Annotated in this window: 23 protein-coding genes, 1 tRNA gene, 1 pseudogene and 1 riboswitch; of the genes and pseudogenes, 17 read left to right on the forward strand and 8 right to left on the reverse strand. The window is 38.3% G+C overall.

Annotation, left to right across the window (positions count from 1 at the left end; genetic code table 11):
• Positions 1-74: 74 nt before the first annotated feature.
• The 4 genes from GMB86_RS06685 (at position 75) to GMB86_RS06700 (ending at position 5,842) form a co-directional block, all read left to right on the forward strand.
• Positions 75-1,712 (forward strand): long-chain-fatty-acid--CoA ligase, encoded by a 1,638-nt coding sequence (locus GMB86_RS06685; protein ID WP_155217972.1) that lies wholly within the window; start codon positions 75-77, stop codon positions 1,710-1,712.
• Positions 1,713-1,811: 99 nt separating this feature from the next.
• Complete coding sequence (trxA, locus tag GMB86_RS06690) at positions 1,812-2,126, forward strand: thioredoxin (protein WP_155217974.1); 315 nt, start codon at positions 1,812-1,814, stop codon at positions 2,124-2,126.
• Between the two features lie 177 nt (positions 2,127-2,303).
• The gene (gene uvrC, locus GMB86_RS06695; RefSeq protein WP_408033832.1) at positions 2,304-4,079 is read left to right on the forward strand and encodes an excinuclease ABC subunit UvrC; all 1,776 of its coding nucleotides are present in this window, start codon (positions 2,304-2,306) and stop codon (positions 4,077-4,079) included.
• A 56-nt stretch (positions 4,080-4,135) separates the two neighbouring features.
• Positions 4,136-4,315, forward strand: a riboswitch (Lysine riboswitch).
• Positions 4,316-4,612: 297 nt separating this feature from the next.
• On the forward strand, positions 4,613-5,842 hold the full coding sequence (locus tag GMB86_RS06700) for an aspartate kinase (protein WP_155217978.1): 1,230 nt from the start codon (positions 4,613-4,615) through the stop codon (positions 5,840-5,842).
• A 159-nt stretch (positions 5,843-6,001) separates the two neighbouring features.
• On the opposite strand, the gene GMB86_RS06705 is transcribed toward GMB86_RS06700, so the two are convergent.
• Positions 6,002-6,469 (reverse strand): YslB family protein, encoded by a 468-nt coding sequence (locus GMB86_RS06705; protein WP_155217980.1) that lies wholly within the window; start codon positions 6,467-6,469, stop codon positions 6,002-6,004.
• Between the two features lie 240 nt (positions 6,470-6,709).
• Here GMB86_RS06705 and GMB86_RS06710 point away from each other — a divergent pair, with 240 nt between their 5' ends.
• The 8 genes and pseudogenes from GMB86_RS06710 to GMB86_RS16190 form a co-directional block, all read left to right on the forward strand.
• Positions 6,710-6,934, forward strand: a complete 225-nt coding sequence (locus tag GMB86_RS06710; protein ID WP_155217982.1) for a helix-turn-helix domain-containing protein — start codon at positions 6,710-6,712, stop codon at positions 6,932-6,934.
• A 297-nt stretch (positions 6,935-7,231) separates the two neighbouring features.
• Positions 7,232-8,050 (forward strand): glutamate racemase, encoded by an 819-nt coding sequence (gene racE, locus GMB86_RS06715; protein ID WP_329602789.1) that lies wholly within the window; start codon positions 7,232-7,234, stop codon positions 8,048-8,050.
• 70 nt (positions 8,051-8,120) lie between these two features.
• Entirely contained in the window at positions 8,121-9,134 is a 1,014-nt protein-coding gene (locus GMB86_RS06720) for a GerMN domain-containing protein (protein ID WP_155217986.1), read from the forward strand.
• A gap of 229 nt (positions 9,135-9,363) precedes the next feature.
• Positions 9,364-10,095: a ribonuclease PH gene (gene rph / locus GMB86_RS06725; RefSeq protein WP_155217989.1), complete on the forward strand. Its 732-nt coding sequence runs from the start codon at positions 9,364-9,366 to the stop codon at positions 10,093-10,095.
• 106 nt (positions 10,096-10,201) lie between these two features.
• Complete coding sequence (locus GMB86_RS06730; protein ID WP_155217991.1) at positions 10,202-10,804, forward strand: XTP/dITP diphosphatase; 603 nt, start codon at positions 10,202-10,204, stop codon at positions 10,802-10,804.
• Positions 10,805-11,320 carry a metallophosphoesterase family protein gene (locus GMB86_RS06735; protein ID WP_155217993.1) on the forward strand — a complete coding sequence of 172 codons (516 nt, stop codon included), beginning with the start codon at positions 10,805-10,807 and terminating at the stop codon, positions 11,318-11,320.
• Positions 11,321-11,541: 221 nt separating this feature from the next.
• A tRNA-Gly gene (locus GMB86_RS06740) sits at positions 11,542-11,615 on the forward strand.
• Between the two features lie 182 nt (positions 11,616-11,797).
• Positions 11,798-11,887: pseudogene (locus tag GMB86_RS16190) on the forward strand (group I intron-associated PD-(D/E)XK endonuclease); the annotation flags it as partial.
• Positions 11,888-12,467: 580 nt separating this feature from the next.
• On the opposite strand, the gene GMB86_RS06745 reads toward GMB86_RS16190, so the two are convergent.
• The 5 genes from GMB86_RS06745 to GMB86_RS06765 all read right to left on the reverse strand — a co-directional run bounded on the left by GMB86_RS06745 (position 12,468) and on the right by GMB86_RS06765 (position 16,580).
• Positions 12,468-13,238, reverse strand: coding sequence for a DUF817 domain-containing protein (locus GMB86_RS06745; RefSeq protein ID WP_155218099.1), 771 nt, complete (start codon positions 13,236-13,238; stop codon positions 12,468-12,470).
• A gap of 137 nt (positions 13,239-13,375) precedes the next feature.
• On the reverse strand, positions 13,376-13,597 hold the full coding sequence (locus GMB86_RS06750; protein WP_155217995.1) for a helix-turn-helix domain-containing protein: 222 nt from the start codon (positions 13,595-13,597) through the stop codon (positions 13,376-13,378).
• A 10-nt stretch (positions 13,598-13,607) separates the two neighbouring features.
• Positions 13,608-14,090, reverse strand: a complete 483-nt coding sequence (locus GMB86_RS06755; protein ID WP_155217997.1) for a DUF2975 domain-containing protein — start codon at positions 14,088-14,090, stop codon at positions 13,608-13,610.
• Between the two features lie 505 nt (positions 14,091-14,595).
• Positions 14,596-15,390: a YsnF/AvaK domain-containing protein gene (locus tag GMB86_RS06760; RefSeq protein WP_329602790.1), complete on the reverse strand. Its 795-nt coding sequence runs from the start codon at positions 15,388-15,390 to the stop codon at positions 14,596-14,598.
• 293 nt (positions 15,391-15,683) lie between these two features.
• A complete protein-coding gene (locus tag GMB86_RS06765) occupies positions 15,684-16,580 on the reverse strand; it encodes a DMT family transporter (RefSeq protein WP_329602791.1) in 897 nt (298 codons plus the stop codon).
• Between the two features lie 309 nt (positions 16,581-16,889).
• Here GMB86_RS06765 and GMB86_RS06770 point away from each other — a divergent pair, with 309 nt between their 5' ends.
• The 5 genes from GMB86_RS06770 to GMB86_RS06790 all read left to right on the forward strand — a co-directional run bounded on the left by GMB86_RS06770 (position 16,890) and on the right by GMB86_RS06790 (position 20,983).
• Positions 16,890-17,039 carry a hypothetical protein gene (locus GMB86_RS06770; protein WP_155218000.1) on the forward strand — a complete coding sequence of 50 codons (150 nt, stop codon included), beginning with the start codon at positions 16,890-16,892 and terminating at the stop codon, positions 17,037-17,039.
• A 399-nt stretch (positions 17,040-17,438) separates the two neighbouring features.
• The gene (locus tag GMB86_RS06775) at positions 17,439-18,203 is read left to right on the forward strand and encodes an ABC transporter ATP-binding protein (protein ID WP_155218002.1); all 765 of its coding nucleotides are present in this window, start codon (positions 17,439-17,441) and stop codon (positions 18,201-18,203) included.
• A gap of 142 nt (positions 18,204-18,345) precedes the next feature.
• Positions 18,346-19,161 carry an ABC transporter permease gene (locus GMB86_RS06780; protein WP_329602795.1) on the forward strand — a complete coding sequence of 272 codons (816 nt, stop codon included), beginning with the start codon at positions 18,346-18,348 and terminating at the stop codon, positions 19,159-19,161.
• A 78-nt stretch (positions 19,162-19,239) separates the two neighbouring features.
• Positions 19,240-20,262: an ABC transporter substrate-binding protein gene (locus tag GMB86_RS06785; RefSeq protein WP_155218004.1), complete on the forward strand. Its 1,023-nt coding sequence runs from the start codon at positions 19,240-19,242 to the stop codon at positions 20,260-20,262.
• Positions 20,263-20,359: 97 nt separating this feature from the next.
• Positions 20,360-20,983: a cysteine hydrolase family protein gene (locus GMB86_RS06790; protein WP_155218006.1), complete on the forward strand. Its 624-nt coding sequence runs from the start codon at positions 20,360-20,362 to the stop codon at positions 20,981-20,983.
• Positions 20,984-21,226: 243 nt separating this feature from the next.
• Here GMB86_RS06790 and GMB86_RS06795 read toward each other — a convergent pair whose 3' ends face one another.
• Positions 21,227-22,102 carry a sugar phosphate isomerase/epimerase family protein gene (locus tag GMB86_RS06795; RefSeq protein WP_155218008.1) on the reverse strand — a complete coding sequence of 292 codons (876 nt, stop codon included), beginning with the start codon at positions 22,100-22,102 and terminating at the stop codon, positions 21,227-21,229.
• Positions 22,099-22,926, reverse strand: a complete 828-nt coding sequence (locus tag GMB86_RS06800) for an alpha/beta fold hydrolase (RefSeq protein ID WP_155218010.1) — start codon at positions 22,924-22,926, stop codon at positions 22,099-22,101. Before GMB86_RS06800 ends, GMB86_RS06795 begins: the two co-directional genes overlap by 4 nt.
• Between the last annotated feature and the right edge of the window lie 25 nt (positions 22,927-22,951).

Consider the following 22,951-nt stretch of genomic DNA (forward strand, 5'->3'; position numbering starts at 1 on the left):
CGCCTGGAACAATTTCACCCAAAACGAATAGACTGTTCTAAACTCCGTTATTTATACATAAGGGGGCATGAAGAATGGCTCAAAACGGGTTATCTAGACTATTTGACTCCGGTCAAGGCACATGCATTTATTCGGAGTGTCCTATTTATCATGATTTAAAGGTTGCGGCAGAGAAAGTTCCAAATCATCGTGCGTTGTATTATTTAGGGGAAGAAATGACGTACCAGGATTTATATGAAAAGGCTCTTTCATTTGCTTCACATTTAATAAAAATAGGAATTAAAAAAGGCGACCGTGTGATGATCATGCTTCCTAACTGTTTGGAAGCTGTCATTAGTTATTATGGAACTCTACTATCTGGCGCTATTGTCGTCATGGTTAATCCGCTTTCAACGGCTTATGAGTTATCGTATTTGGCGAGAGACTCTCGCGCAAAATTGATTGTTTGTGCGAGTCAGACTATAAAAGTGGCTCATTTAATTTTTAAAAAAACGAAGCTAACATTCATCATTGCTGTAGATATCCCTTTTTTAAAAAGAAATACTCAAACAGCAAAATTTGATATCCACCAAGCTAGAAGACGAGGGATCCTTTTTCATTTTAATCAATGCGTTCGTACTAAAAGACCGTTTAAACCACCTATAGTGAATGTTCATGAGGATATTGCTCTTATTCAATATACAGGTGGAACGGAAGGACGTATGAAAGGGGTTATGCTCACACATTTTAACCTTATGGCGAATGCCATTCAGTCACAATATTGGCTCACAAATCAAAATGAATCTCATGAGAAAATGTTGTGTGTTTGTCCATTTTTTCATGTGTATGGACTAAGTGTTGGCATTCATGTCGCTGTGCGTTGCCATTTTGAAATGATTATTTTACCCAAATTTCAAATAGAAGAGGTCGTTCGCATCATCCAAACGATGCGTCCGACGGTTTTTCCCGGCGTACCAACTATGTTCAAGGCATTAGTTGACTATGCTAAACATCATCCAGTGGATTACTCATCATTAAAATTATGTATTAGTGGCTCTTCTCCACTTTCAGCATCTACTCTACTCGCTTTTGAATCCCTTTCAAAAGGATGTCTGATTCAGGGGTATGGTCTAAGCGAGGCTTCCCCAATTACCCATTGCCAATCTCTTGAAAACCGAAACGTGGGCATCGGGACACCTTATCCAGATACAAAGTGTCGAATTATTTCCCTTGATACAGGTGAGGATGTCAATCAAGGAGAAGTAGGAGAACTATTAGTCAAAGGCCCACAGGTTATGAAGGGGTACTGGAATCAAGAGAATCTAACTCAACGAACCATTGTCAAAGGATGGCTCCATACAGGGGATTTAGCGTATCAAACCAAAGAAGGTAACTACATTTTGGTTGATCGAATAAAAGATGTCATCATTGCCTCCGGTTTTAATATTTATCCGAGTGAAATTGAATTTACTCTTGCAAAACATCCAGACATAGAAGAAGCCTGCGTTGTTGGGATCCCAGATGAGTATAGAGGAGAAACTGTGAAAGCCTATCTTGTTTTGAAGAGAAATGCCATTTTTAACCCAGCTGATTATGATCATCATTGCCGCAAATTTTTGTCGTCATATAAAGTACCTTGTCAATATGAAAAGATCGATGAATTACCTAAATCACATTTGGGAAAAGTACTGAAGAGATATCTGAAGGTCAAGAATGTAATTGAGAATAGGTAAATTCAAGATTAGAATGATTATAAGTTGAATCAATAGCATAACATTCTATAAGATGATATACTCATTCACATAACAGAGAATTTAGGAGGTCATATATTAATGGCAATTTCACATGTAACTGATGCAAACTTTACAGATGAAACTTCAAAAGGTCTTGTCCTTGCTGATTTCTGGGCCACTTGGTGCGGACCTTGTAAAATGATTGCGCCTGTACTTGAAGAAGTGGATTCAGAACTAGCTGATAAAGTAAAAATCGTAAAATTAGATGTTGACCAAAACCAAGCGACAGCAAGTAAATATGGTGTAATGAGTATTCCAACACTTATCCTTTTTAAAGATGGCGAAATTGCGGATAAAATTATTGGTTTCCAACCAAAAGAAGCATTAGTTGAACGTATCAACCAACATGCTTAATGTAAAAGGATAAACGTTTGAGATCCTCTTTTTAGGAGGGTCTCTTTTCATTATGTCGAGTTCAGTTTTGGCATCTTTTTGCATCGCATGTGATAGTATCTAGTTGATGTGACCTCAGGCAACCATGTAAAATGTGATTTAAGACGACTAGGAATGAAAGATAAAGGGTTGAATATTATGGCTTCTTTAAAAGAAAAATTAAGCTTATTGCCTGATCAACCAGGCTGTTATTTAATGAAAAATAAAGATCATGTCATCATTTATGTTGGAAAAGCTAAAAATTTACGCAATCGCGTCCGATCTTATTTTTCCGGCACGCATGATGGCAAGACTCAACGCTTAGTAAGTGAAATTGTTGACTTTGAATATATTGTTGTCTCATCTGAGATTGAATCCTTATTATTAGAGATTAATCTCATAAAGAAACATGATCCAAAATATAACATCATGTTAAAGGATGACAAGAGTTATCCTTATATAAAATTAACAAATGAAAGACATCCTAGACTCCTGATTTCGAGAAAAGTAAATCGTAAGAGCGGCAAATATTTTGGGCCATATCCAAATGCAACCGCAGCTCAAGAGACGAAACGTCTTCTTGATCGATTGTATCCGTTAAGAAAATGTAAGACATTGCCCAATCGGGTTTGTCTCTACTATCACATTGGCCAGTGTCTAGCTCCATGTGTCAATGAAGTCACGAAGGACCAATATAAAGACATGACGAGTGAAATTGTCCGTTTTCTTAATGGCGGCCATCAGGATATCAAACGAGAACTAAAAGAAAAGATGCTTGAGGCTTCTGAACAATTAAATTTTGAACGAGCAAAAGATCTTCGTGACCAGATCCAGCATATTGAAACAGTGATGGAAAAACAGAAAGTCATGTTTGACGACTTAGATGATCGTGATGTCTTTGGCTATACGTATGATAAAGGATGGATGTGCGTTCAAGTCTTCTTCATGCGTCAAGGTAAACTTATTGAGAGAGATGTCTCTATTTTTCCTTTTTATCAGGAACCAGAGGAGGACTTTTTAACCTACTTGGGTCAGTTTTATCTTAATCATCATCATCTTATGCCCAAAGAGATATTGATTCAACGTGATGTTAATGCAGAATTGGCTTCTGAGGTCTTACAAGTTCCAGTTCTCCAGCCACAGCGAGGCCGAAAGAAGGAATTGGTAGAGCTTGCAAAGAAAAATGCAGGAATTGCTTTGAAAGAAAAATTCCTACTCATTGAACGCGATGAAGAACGAACCATTAAGGCTGTCGAACAACTCGGTCAACGCCTAGGCATCCCGACGCCTCATCGAATTGAAACGTTTGATAACTCAAATATCCAAGGCGTTAATCCTGTCTCAGCCATGGTCGTTTTTGAAGATGGCAAACCAAAAAAGAAAGATTATCGAAAGTATCATGTTAAAACAGTTGCGGGCCCAGATGACTACGCCACCATGCGAGAGGTTATTAGAAGACGTTACTCACGACTTTTAAAGGAGAAAAGCAGTCTTCCAGATCTCATTGTTATTGATGGAGGGAAAGGCCAAATGTCCGCCGCGATCGATGTATTAGAAAATGAACTTGGTTTATCCATTCCAGTTTGTGGTTTAGTAAAAGATAGTAAACACCGTACCTCCCAACTTATTATGGGAGAGGATGCTGACGTGATCCCTTTGGATCGAAGGAGCCAAGCTTTTTATTTACTGCAAAGAATTCAAGATGAAGTCCACCGCTTTGCTATTACATTTCACAGACAAACTCGAGATAAAGCATTGACCAAATCGGTTTTAGATGATATTCCAGGTGTTGGTCCAAAGCGAAAGCAAGCGTTGATCCGTCACTTTGGTTCAATTAAGAAAGTACGCGAAGCGGATTTAGACGAGCTTAGAAAATCTGGTATTCCGGAAAACTTAGCCTCACAAATAAAAACTTATTTTGAAAATCTCAAATAAACGGTTGTTCTATTGTAAGGGTTTTGTTATACTTCTATTTAATCTTAATGAAGACAATGAGTGATAGAGGTGCATGTTTTAATACTAGATGATAAGAGGACGTTTGGGGTTCGATGACGATCATTGAAAGGAAAACATGCCGAAGTGTAATCTTACTCAAACAAGGTTACGCTGGACTCGCAGCTGAATAAGTGCGAGACTGTCACACTTTAAAAGTGTGGAGAACTATCTTTAGCATGTTGAGGAACTGGATCTATTATGTTCAAACGACGACAGCGAAGATATCGCTGTTTTTTTTTATTCTTAGGTTTTGATTGTTTTAGTCTAATGGAGCAAATGAGCCAAATGGATATTTGTCATAGCCATCTATTAAAATAAAAATTATTAGAATCTTAAGTTTGTGAACGTGATGATCAAAAATAGGTTTGGAATTTACTATAAATTATTGTAAATCATCTTAACCGTCATTATGATCCTTTTCTCAAGGTGCCTGACGTTTTTCACACGGATGATGCCGAAGGGGAGAGCACAACATGTCAATTTCAGTCATGAAGTTTGGTGGAACATCCGTTGGATCGGTGGAGAGACTAAAGCGAGTAGCGGATCGAATCATTAATAAAAAGAATGCTGGAGAGCAAGTTATCGTGGTTGTTTCAGCCATGGGTAAAACAACAGATCACTTGGTTTCAATGGCGAGTGAAATTACAAGCCAACCGTCAAAACGTGAAATGGATATGCTTTTATCAACTGGCGAACAAGTAACCATCTCACTGCTTTCAATGGTATTGCAAGAACGTGGTCACAACTCGATTTCTTTAACGGGTTGGCAAGCAGGTATTCAAACAGAAGCCATCCACGGCAGTGCACGAATTGAAAATATCCAAACACCCGTGATACTTCACTATTTGAATCAAGGTCATATCGTCATTGTAGCGGGATTCCAAGGGGTGGCAAATGGCAATATCACGACGCTTGGCAGAGGAGGATCTGATACATCAGCCGTTGCGTTGGCGTCAGCCTTTGATGCTTCTGTCTGTGAAATTTATACAGATGTAACAGGTGTATTTACTGTAGATCCTCGCTTTGTGGATAAGGCCCGGAAATTAAAAGAAATAAACTATGATGAAATGCTTGAACTTGCCTATTTAGGTGCGGGCGTTTTGCATCCAAGAGCGGTTGAATGTGCCAAAAACAACCACATTACATTAGTGGTTCGATCCTCATTTGAAAACGAAGAAGGTACAGTCATTAAGGAGGAAATATCATTGGAAAAAGAAAGAGCGGTAAGAGGACTCGCCTTTGAAAAAGATGTGACTCGGGTAACTTTACTTGGTTTACCTAATAACCTTGTTTCCTTATCTCACGTTTTTGACTTACTAGCAGCCCATCATATCAATATTGATGTGATAGTACAAAATGTATTAGATGAAGAAAGTGTTAGTCTGTCCTTTACTATTATTAATACATCGATTGAGGAAACGTTAAATGTACTAGAAAACAACAAAGAGAGTTTAGAATATCAGGATTTAAAGATAGAATCACAACTTGCGAAAGTTTCGATCGTCGGTTCGGGTATGGTTTCTAATCCTGGTGTGGCTGCATCGATGTTCCACCAACTTGCGGAGAATTCAATTAAAGTGAAAATGGTCAGTACATCTGAAATTAAAGTGTCAACCATCATTGATGAGAAAGATTTATTGAAAGCCCTTGATGTCTTGCATGCAGGTTTCAAATTATCAGATGAAGTAACGAAAGTCTATTAACCAAAAATAAGGCTCGTTTAAAACCAAATTTAAATAATCTAAAAAAAGCGAGATAACGTATTAAAAGTTATTTCGCTTTTTTTGAGGGTCTAATGAAACAGAGGCAAATTGAATCTATGATTCGTCACGTAGGCGAAGTAGATTATGTATTGGATACTATTAATCGTCCGTTGATTCGATGCGATCCTTATTATCCCATCTAACGAGAAAGATCACTTTTTTATCTTTTCCATTTTTGACTTCTGTGTACGTTTCTGTTATAAACCCTTGCTGTGTTTGAATTTGTTCTGCTAAAAATCCTGATTCTAATGTGAATGGGATTTCTGGGTTATCTTTAATTCTTGATTGAATTAGATCGGAATGTAAGTGGAAAGTCATCTTGCTCTTGGCCTTTTCGATCAGTTCAAGACGTCCCCAGCCAGCCTGATCAAAAAAATGAATTAAATCATCAATGGTGCTTAATGGATATTTACGGGCTAAATTTCGACCAGACCAATAAAGGATCATGCTCATTTCTTCTCCTAAAATTTCAGGCAGTAAGGCACTTCGAAGTAATTCATATCCAAAGGCAGGGATCTGGGTATTACTGTAATGCTCGGGTTTTGGCTGATTGTATTTTTTTTTCATTTTAATATCTCCTCCACCTTAATTATACTTAAAAGGTCACAATGGATAAGCTCATCTTTATATAATAATATCATGTTATTAGACTATCTTTTATGTAAATTTTTTTAACTAGACAAGAGGCTTGCCCATTTTTAACAATGTACAGGATTTTCCTCACCAGAAAAGCGTTTAAATCATATGATATCTTGACTAAATACCTTCCACAATAGTTCTTTTTTGACGAGCAGGGAGGGGAACTTATTGAAAGATGATATCCAACGTCCGAAGCCTTTGTTAACCAAAAGGGAGAGAGAAGTTTTCGAGTTATTAGTTCAAGATAAAACGACCAGGGATATTGCTCAAGAATTATTCATTAGTGAAAAAACCGTTCGAAATCATATCTCTAACACCATGCAAAAATTGGGAGTAAAGGGACGCTCTCAAGCAGTAGTTGAATTACTTAGGCTCGGAGAATTAGAACTTTAATATGGATCGGCTTCTTTTTTAGAAGCCGATATTTTTTCTTTTTTTTCTGATAGAAAAAAATAGGTTGATCGATACCTGCCTGACAAAGTTGCCTAATTATGCAGGAACATCAACCAACAAATTTTTTACATCATACGTTAATTTAAGAGGGGTGTTAAGCTGTTTGTCTACTTGATCAATGTGATAAAATGTTTAAGACGTTGTTCAATTTTAATATAAAAAAGACCGTATTTTAACGAGATTTGATTGAACATCAAGATTGAACATCAAGAATAAAAGATAAATGAGGCGATGATTGTGAATCAGCCAATAGGTGTTATTGATTCAGGTGTAGGTGGATTAACGGTAGCAAAGGAGATTATGAGACAATTACCGAATGAGGAAATTGTTTACTTTGGAGATAATTTACGGTGTCCCTATGGACCTAGACCATTTACAGAAGTTCAAACATATACTTGGCAAATGGTTCGGTACTTATTAAGACATCATGATATTAAAATGTTAGTGATCGCATGTAATACAGCTACAGCGGCTGTTTATGAACAAATAAAAGAGGCACTTTCTATTCCGGTGATTGGTGTCATCCACCCTGGTGCTCGATCAGCCTTAAAGGAGAGCCACACAAGACATATTGGTGTCATTGGAACGGTAGGTACGATCAACAGCAAAGCGTATGTTCATGCCCTGCATGATATTTATAAAAATGTTGTCGTGACAGACCTTGCATGTCCAGAATTTGTCCCTCTTGTTGAGTCGGGAGATTTAAATAGTCGTCATACAAGAGATGTTATCAGAGAACGCTTAAACTTAATTAAGCATGATCCGAAGATGGATACACTCATCTTAGGGTGCACGCATTATCCATTATTAAGAGAAGTTATAAAAGATGTTGTTGGAGATAAGATCCAACTGATTGATTCTGGAGAAGAGACAGCAAGAGAAGTCAGTACCATTCTCTATCACAAAAATATCAAGCGTAAGTTAGAAACGAAGCCGCATCATATCTTTTATACAACGGGTTCTCCAAGTATTATGGGGATGATCGTTCAAAACTGGCTTGCCCTCTTTCCCGAAGTTAATACGGTGTCTCTTGAAGAAATAGAGATGATTGGATAGAGTAATAAGGTCTATTTTTGTAGACAGCTCGTATATATGGTAGTACAAACCTATTTTAGGAGGGTACGCCATGCGAAAGAGGATCATTCTACTTTCAATCGTCTTATCATTATCAATTCTGCTTTCTGGATGCGGGTTAAACTTGAAAGCGGAAGGGGATATTAATCCAAAACCTGATAAAATTGACTATGTTAAAAATAATGATAATAAAGCAGGAACGGTTCCTCGTGAATTGTATTTATTAGATGCATCTGGTCATTTGTCTCCGCAGGTTGTCAACTTGCCGAAGTCAACATCATCGGCTAAAGATACACTTAATTATCTTGTAAAAGACGGACCAGTTAGTAATATTTTACCTAATGGCTTTATGGCTGTTTTGCCAGCGGATACAATGGTTAATAACACGTCTTTGAAAAAAGATGGGACCTTTGTGGTTGACTTTTCAAAGGATCTTTTATCATATAGGCCAAGTGATGAAGCCGTTATTTTTCAATCGATCACGTGGACCTTAACGCAGTTTAAAGAGATCAAACGCGTTCAATTTAAAGTGGATGGAAAAATACAAGATCAATTAAAGTTTAGCGGTAAACGTATGGGCCGTGGTTTAATTCGAAAAGACGGGATCAATTCAGAACTTGGCCAAGCTATCGACATGACTAGAAGCCAAAGTGTGACGGTCTATTACCTTGCTCATCATCACGGCCAACACTATTATGTTCCGGTTACAACGCGCGTTCCATTGTCAAAAGACGGAGCCGCAGCGGCCGCCGTTAACGCTTTGATTGAAGGGCCGCCAGATGATCATTTAACATCAACACTCGGCGTTGATGTCGCATTAACAAAAGCACCCGTGATAAAAAATGGCGTGGCAATTTTGCATTTTAACAAAGCCCTTTTCTCAAGTAATAAGAAAAAATCAGTGAGTAGGGAAGCGATTAATTGTTTAGCTTTAACCTTAACGGGTCAACCGAATATTAAAAAAGTCAAGATTAATGTTGAAGGGTCTAAGAGCGTCATGCTAGATTCCGGTGAACCTTTAACAGTGCCTGTTAGTCGTCCGGTTGTAAATAAGACGGGGGTGTAAGACTGTCATCATTTTTACTAAGGGAAAAGGATACCGTCAGAAACAGAAGATACATCGGGAATACTCATTTTTGGTTGACCAAAGCGAAATTCTTTCTCTAACACACCATTTAATTAGATATTAATGATCACTGTAACTTTTAATCGTTGACTGTAAAATGTTATAGTTAAGGAGGCGACGGCTTGTTGCCTCTATTTTTAATGAAATCATACCTACTTGGAGGATTATCATGAGACAAGACGGAAGAGAAAATAACGAATTAAGACCCATACATATTGAACCGAATTATACCATACATCCAGAAGGATCAGTCCTAATAACAGTAGGGAATACAAAAGTCATCTGTGCGGCAACAATCGAAGATCGTGTTCCTCCTTTCTTGAGGGGTCAAGGAAAAGGATGGATCACAGCGGAATACGCAATGTTACCACGAGCAACAGCGCAAAGAACGATTCGAGAATCTAGTAAAGGAAAAGTCACCGGTCGAACCATGGAAATTCAACGCTTGATTGGACGTGCCCTTCGTTCAGTCGTTGAACTAGAAAAAATGGGTGAAAAAACACTTTGGATAGATTGTGATGTTATTCAAGCTGATGGAGGGACACGAACAGCTTCCATAACAGGAGCGTTTGTTGCTATGGTGCTTGCTTTTAAAAAGGCTGTAAACAAAAAACAAATTAAAGCGATGCCGGTGAAAACATACCTTGCAGCAACCTCTGTTGGTATTCATCCAACCGCTGGACCCATCCTAGATTTATGTTACCAAGAAGATTCAAGTGCAGACGTGGATATGAACATTGTGATGACAGGACAAGGCGAATTTGTTGAGATTCAAGGGACTGGAGAAGAAGCGACGTTCTCTGAAGAACATTTGGCAACATTAATAGGTTTAGCAAAAAAAGGGATTAGGGAATTGATTAGTGTACAAAAGACCATTATAGGTGACGAAAGTTTTGAGTAACACTTGAGATTACTTTTCATTGCTTGGATTAAGGGATGTTTATTAACTCAGGTTGACTCACGAACGGAACCATGTGTTTTGCAGCTTAAAATTTTGGAGGGGTTTCATGCAACAAATCATGATTGCTTCAAATAATCAGGGAAAAGTAAAAGAATTTAAGGCTCTATTGTCTTCATTTGATGTTCAAGTTCTCTCATTAGCTGATCTAGATGAACCGATTGATGTTGAAGAAACAGGCGAGACATTTGAAGAAAATGCAGCCCTAAAAGCAGAAGAAATCTGTGCTAGGACGAATATGGTCACGATAGCAGACGATTCAGGACTCGTGGTTGATGCATTGGACGGCAGACCTGGTGTTTACTCTGCACGATATGCGGGATTGGATAAAAACGATCAACGCAATACGGCGAAGGTCCTTACAGAACTTAAAGAGGTTCCAGAAGACGAACGGACCGCTCGATTTGTTTGTGCTCTTGCATTAGCCATTCCAGGGAAACAAACTGAATTTTTCAGGGGGACTTGTGAAGGCAAAATTACGAAAGCACCGGTTGGCGAAGGTGGATTTGGTTATGATCCAATCTTTTATTTTCCACCAAAAGGGAAAACTCTTGCAGAACTATCACAACCCGAGAAAAATAAAATAAGTCACCGAGGCCACGCTTTAGAACAATTAAAAGCCTACTGGAAAGAATGGGGAGGGGGTTTCTAAATGAAACTCATCGTCACTAGTGATAGCCATGGATTAACCAATGAATTACTGGAGCTTGTCAAACGTCATGAAGATGCTGATGCTTTTATTCATTGTGGCGATTCAGAACTTTCTCCTGAGAGCAGCCAAATGGCGCCATACATCGCGGTCAAAGGGAACTGTGATTTTAACGGAGACTTTCCAGAGTTTGTTGTAAAACCATTGGAAGGTTTAAACATATTTGTAACTCATGGTCATCTTGTGGGCGTCAAACAATCACCCATGAATTTAATCTATAAAGCTCTGGAACAAGAAGCCCAAATAGCATGTTTTGGACACACACATGTTGCAGTAGCTTTTAAAGAGGGTAACTGCGTTTTTATAAATCCAGGAAGTCTCCGTCTTCCTAGAAATAGTATCCACCGGACCTATGTCGTTTGTGATGTCAGCCCGGACCATAAAGAAATCAACGTGCAATATATGGACATCCATGGTCAGCCGGTTGATGAATTTTCAAAAAGTTTTTCGCTGGAGTAAAGTGAGGTTAGTAAACCTAAAAAAAGCTGGGCCGTGGTGCTCAGCTTTTTATTAATAGGACGAATGTAGTGGCATTCTATGATGAAAATATGTTATATTTAATGTGATGAGAACCATACATAGGTAAAACTAGTATTATTTAATAAAATAACTAAAAAAATATTGACATATTGTTAATAATCATTTATATTTATATATGTCGTTAAGAAACGTCACGATATGCGGGTGTAGTTTAGTGGTAAAACAAGAGCCTTCCAAGCTCTGGTCGTGAGTTCGATTCTCATCACCCGCTCCATCATCATTTTATATATTTAATATGTCCCAGTAGCTCAGCTGGATAGAGCAACGGCCTTCAATTAGGAGCCTTTATAGGGAAACAGAAACCTATAAAGTGGACGACACTATATCGGTGAAGCCTTAACAGATCATGCTGATGGTAATACCGAGGAAACTTATGATCTCTTAGGAGTGGTGAAATTGTATCATCACACGAATAATAAAGGAGATTTAGGCGTTTTAAAGGCTCAAGTGGATTTATATGAAAAAGGATATATGATTTTAACTCCTTTTGGATTATAATGAATCAATGACCTTGAGGGTAGAAATGCCAAAGAATAATCAAGTAAGCAAAGTTTTATTGCTAAGGATTATCGTGAGGTTCCGTAGAGACTACACGTGTCGCACCTGAAATGGTGAAGATATAGTCCAGACTACAAACAATCTTTTGGTGGCGAAAGCCATGGTGGTATGCTAAGCCGTCGGTCGGGAGTTCGAATCTCTCCTGGGACGTTCTAATACTATTTTAGGTTTCTTTAAAAATTACCTAAACCGCTCGAAAGTGTTGATATATCAACGTTTTCGGGCGGTTTTTATTTTTATCTGTTGTTGTGGATAAGAGGATGTTTATAAACTTTTCTACACATTTTCTACACTTTTTTTACATATCAACTTGCTTGAATTTTAGGTTCTTTGTAAATTGTGGTGGTATTATTTTGCACTACTCTTTTTTATTTTCTCTCAGTGGGGGATGAAAACCCCAACTGATTAAGTTTCACTTTGTCTTATTCGGGATTGGGTACGCTAGGAGAACGTCAATTTAAAAAAAGTCGAATTCCTTATACTAAGGATCCGACTTTTTTAGTAGTATCTATTCTTGTGGAGTTTTTCCCTTCACCTGCTTTAATGTCGCTACTATAAGAAAGCTAACAATCACTAGTAAGAGCCATGAACTCACCTTTCCTAGATGAACAAGACTCCATGCATCGGTTTGGTCTGGATATTCCCAAGCTCCAAAGAACGTTGCGATATTTTCGGCTATCCAGATAAAAAATCCGATGAGCCCAAAAGAAAGTGCGATAGGCATACGGTAACGAGTTCCACCAACCTCGTATGTGACCCATGATGACCAAAAGACGATAATGACAAGTCCAGATAACCACAGGCGGACGTCAATCCAATAATGGTGGGTGAAAAAATTTAAATAAATCGCACTTGCAAGAGGTACAACGAGCAAAAAAGGTGGCCATTTAACCAGTTCAACCTTTAACCTCCTCCACGCCTGGCAAAGATAACTCGCTACACTTGCGTACATGAATCCACTATACAAAGGCACCCCAAAAATTTTGAAATGTCCCTCCTCTGGGTAAGACCAGGAACCCATATGTACCTTGAAAAGTTCAAGAGCAAGCCCAATAAGGTGGAACAAGGTGATAACCTTTAGTTCATCCCGTGTTTCAAGCCCAGAACGCACCATCCACCACTGCATGAGAAGGCAGATGATGAGTAGCCAATCATACCGTGGTAGGAAGGGAAGTGGTATGATTTTTGTAAAAGCCAAAGAGGCAAAGATAACGACAGGAAACAAACAGGATAAGGCTTGCTCGAAGCCGAAACGAACGAGTTGGTTTAGTGCTCTCATGATTTGTGTCTTCGAAGTTTTCTTCTGAGAATCACTTTGGATGGTTAAATTCATGAGTAGCTCCCCTTTTATACATTTGATGCATTGAAAGAAAAAGAACTCTTTCTTTTCCTTTCAAGTTAAATAGTCCTACTGTATTAATCTTGGGTGTTTTCATCACTTCGATATTCTAAAATATCTCCAGGCTGACATTCTAAAGCCTTACAAATCGCCTCTAAAGTGGATAATCGAATCGCTTTTGCTTTTCCATTTTTCAATATAGAAAGGTTAGCCATCGTTATTCCAACTCGCTTCGAAAGTTCTGTTACGCTCATTTTCCTTTTCGCTAACATCACATCAATATTGATTATAATTGCCATTATTTACACCTCAGACCGTTAAATCATTTTCAGATTTTATATCAATTGCTTCTTTTAAAAGTTTTTGCAGAACAGCTGCAAAGACGGCGATCACCATTGAAGCAAAAGGAACAACCAATCCGACAAAGATGACACCTGGGGCATCGTCTTTATCCGCAAAGAGATAGAAAAGCGGTAAGACTAGCACATGCAAACAACTGATTGCAATGGCACAGTATTTGATTTTCTTTAAAGCCATTACAGATAATTCCGAGAATGCTTTGTTCTTGTCAATAAAGCGTAAAAGGTTGAAAGCCTGGTACAAAGCAAAGTAAAAAGGAATCGCCGATGCATAAAAAACGATGAAAACGAGATATTTTATAAAAGCAAACTTTGGTAACAATTTTGCTGCAAGATTCCCTAGCTCAGGCACTAAAAATATGCACAAAGCAAGAATCGGAATTCCAATAAGAATCACAACTATTTTTAAAAAGAGCGTTGATACTCGTCTCATAAAAAAGCACCTCACTTATTTATTGTCAATTTGACTTTAACACATTTTTTATCGAAAAACAATAAAAAAATATTGAAATTTACTACATTGTTATTGTTATATAATTATCATTTTAGAGTAGACAAATTATGAAGGTTGTATTCGTAAGTTGCACGAAAAATAACCATTCTTACTGTACCAGAAAGATATATCAGGAGGCATCGTTGTTAATGAAAGTTGTAAAAATTGAAGAGGGGTGTTCTTTAATGACAAATAGCGGAATGAATTCTAAGGTTGATGAAATTTTAAGTAAAGCAAAAAAATGGAAAGGGATTGAATGATTTGTATTCGATGAGAAGATAAAGTGAGATTTAATAAGATGGGTTTTCTTCATCCCAACTAGGAATGCTCGTTTACACTCACTACCTTGAGGTAAGGTCAAGACTCGCCGTTAATACGGGATAAAAAAAGAAGAAAAGCCGGATCTAAATGGTCACTTAGATCCGGCTTCTCCAGGAGATATTTTTTATATCGTACCATCATCATCTACATCTTCGGCTTTTCCTTTTTTATTGAGTCGAGGTTCTTCTTTCTTAACCGTTTCAGATATATGCTCATTTTCTTCCACAGTTCGTTTTCCAACCACAATTTCGTCCGTAACGACGGGTTTTTTTGTCACTTCCACTTGCTCTTCTACTATTGGGACTCGAACGGTCTCAGAATCATCTACAGGAGACGCTTCCTTAGTATCATTCACAGGTCGACGTTCTACATAAATTTCATCATGTTTAACGGGTGTATCGATATTTTTTTGTTCAGTTTTGACTTCTTTACCAAGTTCGACTTCCCCAGTTTGAACATCTTCCTTATTGATGTTCAATTCTTCTTCTCGAATCGGCATACTTGTTTCTTCTTTTGCCACGTAATCCGATTGAATACTTGTATTATCAATATCATTTAGGTGATCTAAGTCAGCCTTTGTATCGACAGCTAATAAAATTTTCCCATCATTCAATTGGGCATTATATAAGTCTAACTGATCATTTGGTATATCTAAATTAGTTAACCTCTGGTCATTGGTATAGAGATCATCCATCGTGAAGTAATTCTTTAGTTTATCAAAAAAAGACCCAGATGAGCGATCTACTTCATCGGTTGTTTGATTGACATTTGTATTTGTTTGGGATTCTACATAGTTCGTATCTGACCTATTTGTAACAACAGATATATCATCTGAATCAAGTCCCTTGCTTGTCAATTTTTCAATAGCCGAAACCGTTTCTTCTGGAGTATCATAGACACCTACTACACTTTTAGTCACTAGATCTTCCTCCTTGATAGATTTGAAGTGTTGTTCTTGTCCATAACATTCCCGCCATTCATTTATATAAACAAAATAACCAAAACGAGAGGAAGATCAAATGAATTTTTCATCTATATGACGAAAAGGTAATTTTTTAGAACGCTTGAAATTAAAGTACTTTTACTAAGTTCTTTTATGTAAAGATCTCTAATATTACAAAAGATATACGATTTTTTAATTTATATTTCAAACCAATCAGTATATTTCGCACTCTTTGTCTAGGCAAACCTATTCTCCTTCTTCTCAACCAACTAATGATGGACACGTTTTTTGCGAGTTATGTTAAGGGGTACGTCATAGATCATAAGAATACTAGATATAATGATGAGCAGCCCGATAACCATGTTAAACGTAATGATTTCATTGAGAAAAAGGGCACCCCAGATCATGCCAAAAACAGGAACGAGAAGCGTTACACTTAGTGTATTGGTAGGTCCGACCCGGTTAAGTAAATAAAAGTATAAAAGATAGGCCGCTGAAGTACAAAGAAGAGCTAGGGCGATTATGGAATAGACCACAACGGGTGTAATGGTGACGATTGATCTAGGAATATAGATAAAACTAAAAGGAAGTAATACAACGGCTGCACCAAGCTGTTGACCAACCGCTAAAGATAATGGCGTTGTATTTGTAAAAGTTTTCTTTGCATAGACACCAGCAATGCCATAGCATACGGTCGATAGAATAGATAATCCAATGGACAGGATAGTCACTTTCGTAAATTCGATAGGGCTTAACCCAACTAGAATAATAACACCAATGATTCCGACAATAATGCCGACCCATTTTTTGATGGATAATGTTTGCTTAAGCCATATCCAGACAACTAAGGCTGTGCATAGTGGAGTCAATGAATTCAGAATGGAACTCATTGATGCATCTAAATGCAATTCAGCTGTCGCAATCATTGTAAAAGGCAAGGCCGCATTTAACGCACCTATTATAAGATATTCTTTCCACCATTTTTTCAATTGAACGGAAGATTTAATGATAATAAGGTACAAAATAAGTCCAAACGCTGCGATTATTACACGACTTTCAATGGTAATTAATGGTCCTAGAACAGGAGAAGCGATACGCATAAATAAAAATGAGGCACCCCATAATGCAGCCAAACTAAATATGGCACATAAATCTCTTATTTTCACAGACTCAAGTCCTCTCTTCACAAAATGTAATCCTTCTCTTCTTTTTATATCATAACTTCTGCGGAAAAACATAGGATATCTTGTTTTTAGAAATGACTCTCTAGACAATTTAACATAAAAATTTACTTTCTATTCATATTATCTTAATAATTCATTGCTAATATAAAGATAACCCTCATTTAAAGTTTTCTATTTCACTCCCTTTATATCCAATTTTTAAACAGATCTCATATGAGGTCTCTTTTTTTGTCTATTGATAGGATCAATTTGTTATCTAGGAGTTAGATGATTAAAAGAAGGGGAATTGAGATGACTAAATTAATTTATGTGCGTATTCAAAAAAGTGATAAACAAAAAAGCATTGGCCCCGCCATCGCCAATACCATGATAGCCCCTCGTGCTATCCAACCTACTATTATCTTAAAAAAAGAATATAAACGACGTATACGTTTTTGGTAAATATTATGTAAAGCTTGTCTAGCAACTAGCAAGAAAAATAAACCAAACGCCGTCAATAACGAAACAAGTGGAACCCTCATTGTTTTAGATAGAAATGTGAAAGAGTATATCACTTATGGCTGGTAAAATGAGCTTATATTATATTAGATCAGGACAACCGTTAGAATACGATTCGAAAGAAATTTTTCGATTTTATTCTAATGGTTGTTTTTTGGTTCATATATATAAAGTGATACTTCCATCAGTGGGGTTTTCTTCATCCCCCACGGATGGTTAGCTGAACCAATCGGACCTTTACGAGCAGTTGATCCCCCGCCTATCTTCTTTGAATACTCAGAATCCTGAGGTGGGGGTCTTTACTTGCCGTTAAGGCGGGATGAATAAAAAAGGGGGAATTGGATGGCCAAACTCGAGGTAAGAAATAGCAGTAAAGTTTTTAAAAAAGATGGGCAAACCATCTATGCCTTGCAGGAAACGAATATGCAAGTCGAAGATAAGAAGTTTGTCAGCATTATTGGCCCAAGTGGGTGTGGAAAATCTACCTTATTTAACATTATTGCGGGATTACTTAAACCATCGACGGGTCATGTGCTTTTAGATGGTCATGATATTGTCGGAAAAAGTGGTTATGTTGGCTATATGCTGCAGAAGGATTTGCTCCTCCCATGGCGCACAATCCTAGACAACATTATCCTAGGACTCGAAGTGAAAGGTGTTTCAAAGAAAGAAGGAAGAAAACGGGCTTTGCCGATGTTACAAAAATATGGGCTGAAAGGCTTTGAAAATCATTATCCAAATGAATTATCTGGTGGTATGAGGCAAAGAGCGGCTCTATTACGAACGCTATTTTATGATAAAGACGTTATTTTACTGGATGAACCTTTTGGCGCACTAGATGCACAAACCCGATTAATGATGCAAACCTGGCTATTAAAAATATGGGAAGATTTTAAAAAGACGATTCTATTTGTCACACATGATATTGATGAAGCGATTTATTTATCGGATGAAATCTATGTCATGTCCCATCGACCGGGCCGAATTAAAGCTAAAGTCACGGTTAATTTACCAAGACCTCGAAATGAACAAACACTCTCTCATGAGTCCTTTATCCAATTAAAACAAGATTTGTTAGCCATGATGAAGGAAGAGCAAATCACCTAATAAATCACTTTGTGAAAGAAACCGAGACGATAAATACTAGTGTATTTGCACATTCAAATTAAATTGATAGATATGAAGGGAGGTCAAAGAAGTGGATCGAAATGATGAACATGCTGACTTAACATATCCCAAGATTGAATATATTCCTAAACCAGATAAAAAAATTAAACCAGAGATCGAAATCGAGGATGAAACGAAAAAATCCAGAAAAACAAAACGTGTTGCCTTAATCGGTCAAATCGTTTTAGGAATTGTATTTATCGCACTGTGGGAGATTTTAACAAGGATGAAAGTTATTGATCCTTATTATTGGAGCAGTCCGAGTCTCATTGTTCAGACCGGTCTTCAAGTACTGAAAGAAGGGAGTCTCTACACTGACCTCTTATACACGGCGGGAGCTACCATATTGGGATTCATCCTAGGTACCATTGGGGGAGCTATATTAGGCTTATCCTTTTGGTGGTCGTCTCTGTATTCACGTATCACTGAACCTTATATGGTTGCTTTTAATGCCATACCCAAACTTGCTTTAGCGCCGGTTCTCGTGATTCTTTTTGGGATTGGATTTAATTCAAAGGTCGTTCTTGCTTTTATGATGACCATTATTGTGACAGCTCTTGCAGCCTATAGTGGTGTCAAGGCTGTTGATCAAGATCTTGAAAAATTATTATATTCATTGGGTGCCAAACGCTATCACGTTTTTTCAAAAGTGGTCGTTCCAACATCGATGCCATGGATTGTTAGCAGCTTAAAAATTAACATTGCTTTATCTCTGGCTGGAACAATCGTTGGTGAATTTATTAGTGCACAACATGGGATAGGTCGTATGATTTTATACGCAGGTCAAGTGATGAATATTAACCTCGTTTGGGTCGGTGTGGTTGTCTTATCCATTTTATCCATTGTGATGTACTTAGGGACACTCTACCTTGAAAAATGGTTATTAAAAGGACACTAAGATCATTTGAACCATCTTATTGTTTATGATCCTTTTACAACAAGATTTTTGATCAATAGGAATAAGGGGGATTCATTCATGGGGAAATTAAAATGGGTCGGATGTTTTATTATGGCATGTTTAGTCATCTCTCTGCTTTCTGCGTGTGGTTCATCAAATGAAGATAAAAAAGCGAAAGGCTTAAAAAAAATCGTGATTGCGGAACCCGTGCATTTAATCGCTTACCTTCCATTATACGTTGCCATTAATGAAGGCTATTTTAAAGATGAAGGTCTTGATGTTAAGGTAACGACAGCCACGGGTGGCGCTCATGTCACATCTGTTGTTAGCGGTGATGTTTGGGGAAATATTGGCGGCCCAGAGTCAAACGCGATTGGAAGTGCTCAAAGTCAGGATCCGATTCAATCGGTCGTGAACGTGGTTAACCGTGCCAATGTCTATTTGATGGCAAATAAAAAACTCAAATTGACGGATTCAAGTAAAGAAGGATTAGCCAAGTTTTTAAAAGGTAAAACGATCGCCGCTGGTCGTTACGGCGGAAGCCCGAATCTTTTAACACGCTGGCTTCTGATGGATGTCGGATTAAATCCAAAAACAGATGTCAAACTCGATGAACCAGCGGATGCAGCAGCGGTTGTTTCACTTGTTCAAAGCGGGAAAGCGGATATGGCGAATGGAGCCGAGCCACAAATTAATGATGGGATCAAAAAAGGTATTTGGAATGAACCGTTTTACAGTTTCACAAGCTTAGGCGATTATGCTTACTCTGTGATTAGTACCAAACAATCGACCATTAAAGATGATCCAAAAACAGTCCAAAAAGTCGTTAACGCCATGATTAAAGCTCTTGATAAAGTCCAAAATGACAAAAAACTTGCGATGGAAGTGTTGAAGAAAGAATTTCCAAGCACGCCGGAAGAAAGCCTCCAAGCTTCTATGGACCGCGCCTACAAAGATCATTTATGGAGTAAAGACGGATACATTTCAAAAGAAGCTGTCGCAAAACCGATGGATGTGGTGAATAAAACAGGGATTTATACAAAAGGCTATAAATATAGCCAATTAGTTAACATGTCTTTTGTCGAAAAAGCCAAAAAGTAAAAAATCAGGTAGTAGGTGGGTTTGCTCAATCAAGTGGAGGAGATCTTTGCTTGATTGAGAAGCCTTTTTAAAAGACTAATAAAGGGGTGCATTAAAAATGACTTCTCGTGACATCTTAGATCCAGCTCATACAGCCTTAGTGATTGTTGATGTCCAAAATGACTTTTGCCATGAAGAAGGAAGTATGGCAAAACAAGGTTTAGATACAAGTATGGCCAGAGAAATGATACCGCAACTGAAACAACTCATTCAACAAGCGAGAGATTTTCATGTGCCCATTATTTTTATTCAGACCATTCATGAGACAAGTACGGATTCGGAGACGTGGATTAGACGTCTGAAGGACAAAAGCCATGCGAATGTATGCCGAAAGAATACTTGGGGCAGTGAATTTTTTGAACTAACGCCAACACCTGAAGATATCATCGTCATCAAGCATCGATACAGTGCTTTCATAAATACACGCCTAGATTCAATTCTTCGTACGCTTAAAATAAGAACACTCCTTATGGCAGGTGTCAGTACGAATGTGTGTGTGGAATCCACGGCTCGAGATGGGTTCATGCTAGACTATGATATCGTCTTCCTATCCGATTGTACCGCAGCTTTCTCTGAAAAAGCGCACCTCATGACCCTTGAAAATATTGACCTCTTTTTTGGACAAGTTATGGCGTCTAACCAAGTTATTGAAAATGGGCTTAGCTTAGATCGGATTGAATAAGTATACTCTACATAGAAAGCTCTAGAGCGAAAATAGCCCTAGAGCTTTTTGATCATGTAGGAAAATAAATTGGGGGGATTTCTTCATCCCCCTACTGATTGATAGCCTAAACCAATCGGGCTCAAGCGGGCAGTTATCCCCCACCTAGGTGCTTGTATACACTCATGACCTTGAGGTGGGGGTCAAGACTCGCCGTTTGCGGGATAAAATGAACGATGGTTATAATTTCATATTACTCCGTTATTATGATGTCCATTTGGATGCCCATTTGGATCTCCAAGCCTGCTCAAGTGCCGAACGATTATCTAAAATCAATTTGTTCAGATCCGTGTTGTAAAGGGAATCTGGCACGTTATGAGAGAAAATTTCAAGGACACATGGACCTCGGTAGCCTGCGTTGTACACTGCGTGTAATAGCTCACCAGTAGGAATCGCTCCAGTACCTACACTTCGACGGTCGGCATTTGACCTTGGAGTTCGCCAATCACTGACCTGTAGTAAGAAAATTTTCTCTGGTGATGAATGTATTCCTCGAATGAGATGAGCATCCTGCCATAGGTTCCATAAATCAAGGCAAATACCGACATTATTCCTGTTTATCTCTTGAACCAAATCCAGTGCTTGTTTGTATGTCCAAATGGCCGTTTCCTGATTGAGCAATGTCGGATTCAATGGTTCAAGGGCAATCTTGACACCATGGTAGTCTGCAATACTCGCAAGTTCTTGATGGAATAGGATAGATTGCTGGATCGCTTCGACCATATTGCCTCTAGGTGCAGGGCCTGTATTGGTGACGAACACAGCACCGGGTGCATAGGGCGCAAGTCGTTCAATCGACTGACGAAAAATCTTAATGCGATCCTCTATTCTTTCTGGATGGGGCTGACCCACACTTGGCACCGCTGTTCGGACTTGTGGTTGAACGGAACTAACCTTGAGACCCGAATTCCTTAGAAGTTCTAACTGACTGGTCATCCGAGCAGGGTCGAGTTTGATTTCACATACCTCAATCGTGTCGACCCCGAGTCTAACATAGTTCTCGATATCTTGTTCAAAAGACCAAGGCTGGGTAGTGAACTCATTAACACCATATGAAAAAGGAAAAGTTGATGGAATCATCCTATACCTCCTGTGTTATTAGACATAAAATGAATAACCGATTCATTGAATTTTTCTGGTTCGTCAAGGAACAAGGCGTGACTACTATTCTCGAAAAATACCGTCTGAGCGTTAGGAATATGCTCACCAACATAAGCAGGTCCTTGCCAAGGGAATACTTTATCTTTACAAGCAACAAGCACCAAACTCGGTAGATCAATTCTTGGCAATAGATCACGCCAATCATAACGGGTATGGTCGGCCATGATGGCGTTCCTAGCAAAAGCCGGAGCCTTTGCCATCTCAGACAGGAATAGTTCACGCTCCATGATAGTTGGCATTGTCGCCATGATGGTGTTAATTTGATTTTTATCAAAGTTAGAAGTATCTAGTGTAACTTGTGCTTGAGTATAAGCGAGTGAAGCGTCGTCATAGCACGTAGCATGCGCATATTTCCAATCGAGTGCATAATATTGTCTAGGAGATTGCTCCACGAAAATGGCTTGCCGAATTCTTTCTTTACCAAATAACTCAAAATAACTCCATATGACTGGGCAGCCAAGTGACCAACCAAGGACGGTTACATGATTTAAATTAAGAGTTGATAGAACATCGTATAGATCTCTTGCTAGTCGTGGTACTCGGTAACCGTGTGATGGTTTATCCGAGTTCCCATGTCCACGAAGATCAATGGTAATCACACGCGCATGTTCAGCCAAAGCTGGCACATTTCTGTGAAAAAAACGTCCGGAAAAGCCCCAGCCATGAATCATTACTAAAGGCTGACCGCTTCCTTGCTCTTCATAATAAATCTTAGTACCGTCATTCGTTTTTATGAACGGCATCTAATCACCTTCCTTATTAAATATG

Source organism: Terrilactibacillus tamarindi, assembly GCF_009718825.1.
GTDB lineage: Bacteria > Bacillota > Bacilli > Bacillales > Sporolactobacillaceae > Terrilactibacillus > Terrilactibacillus tamarindi.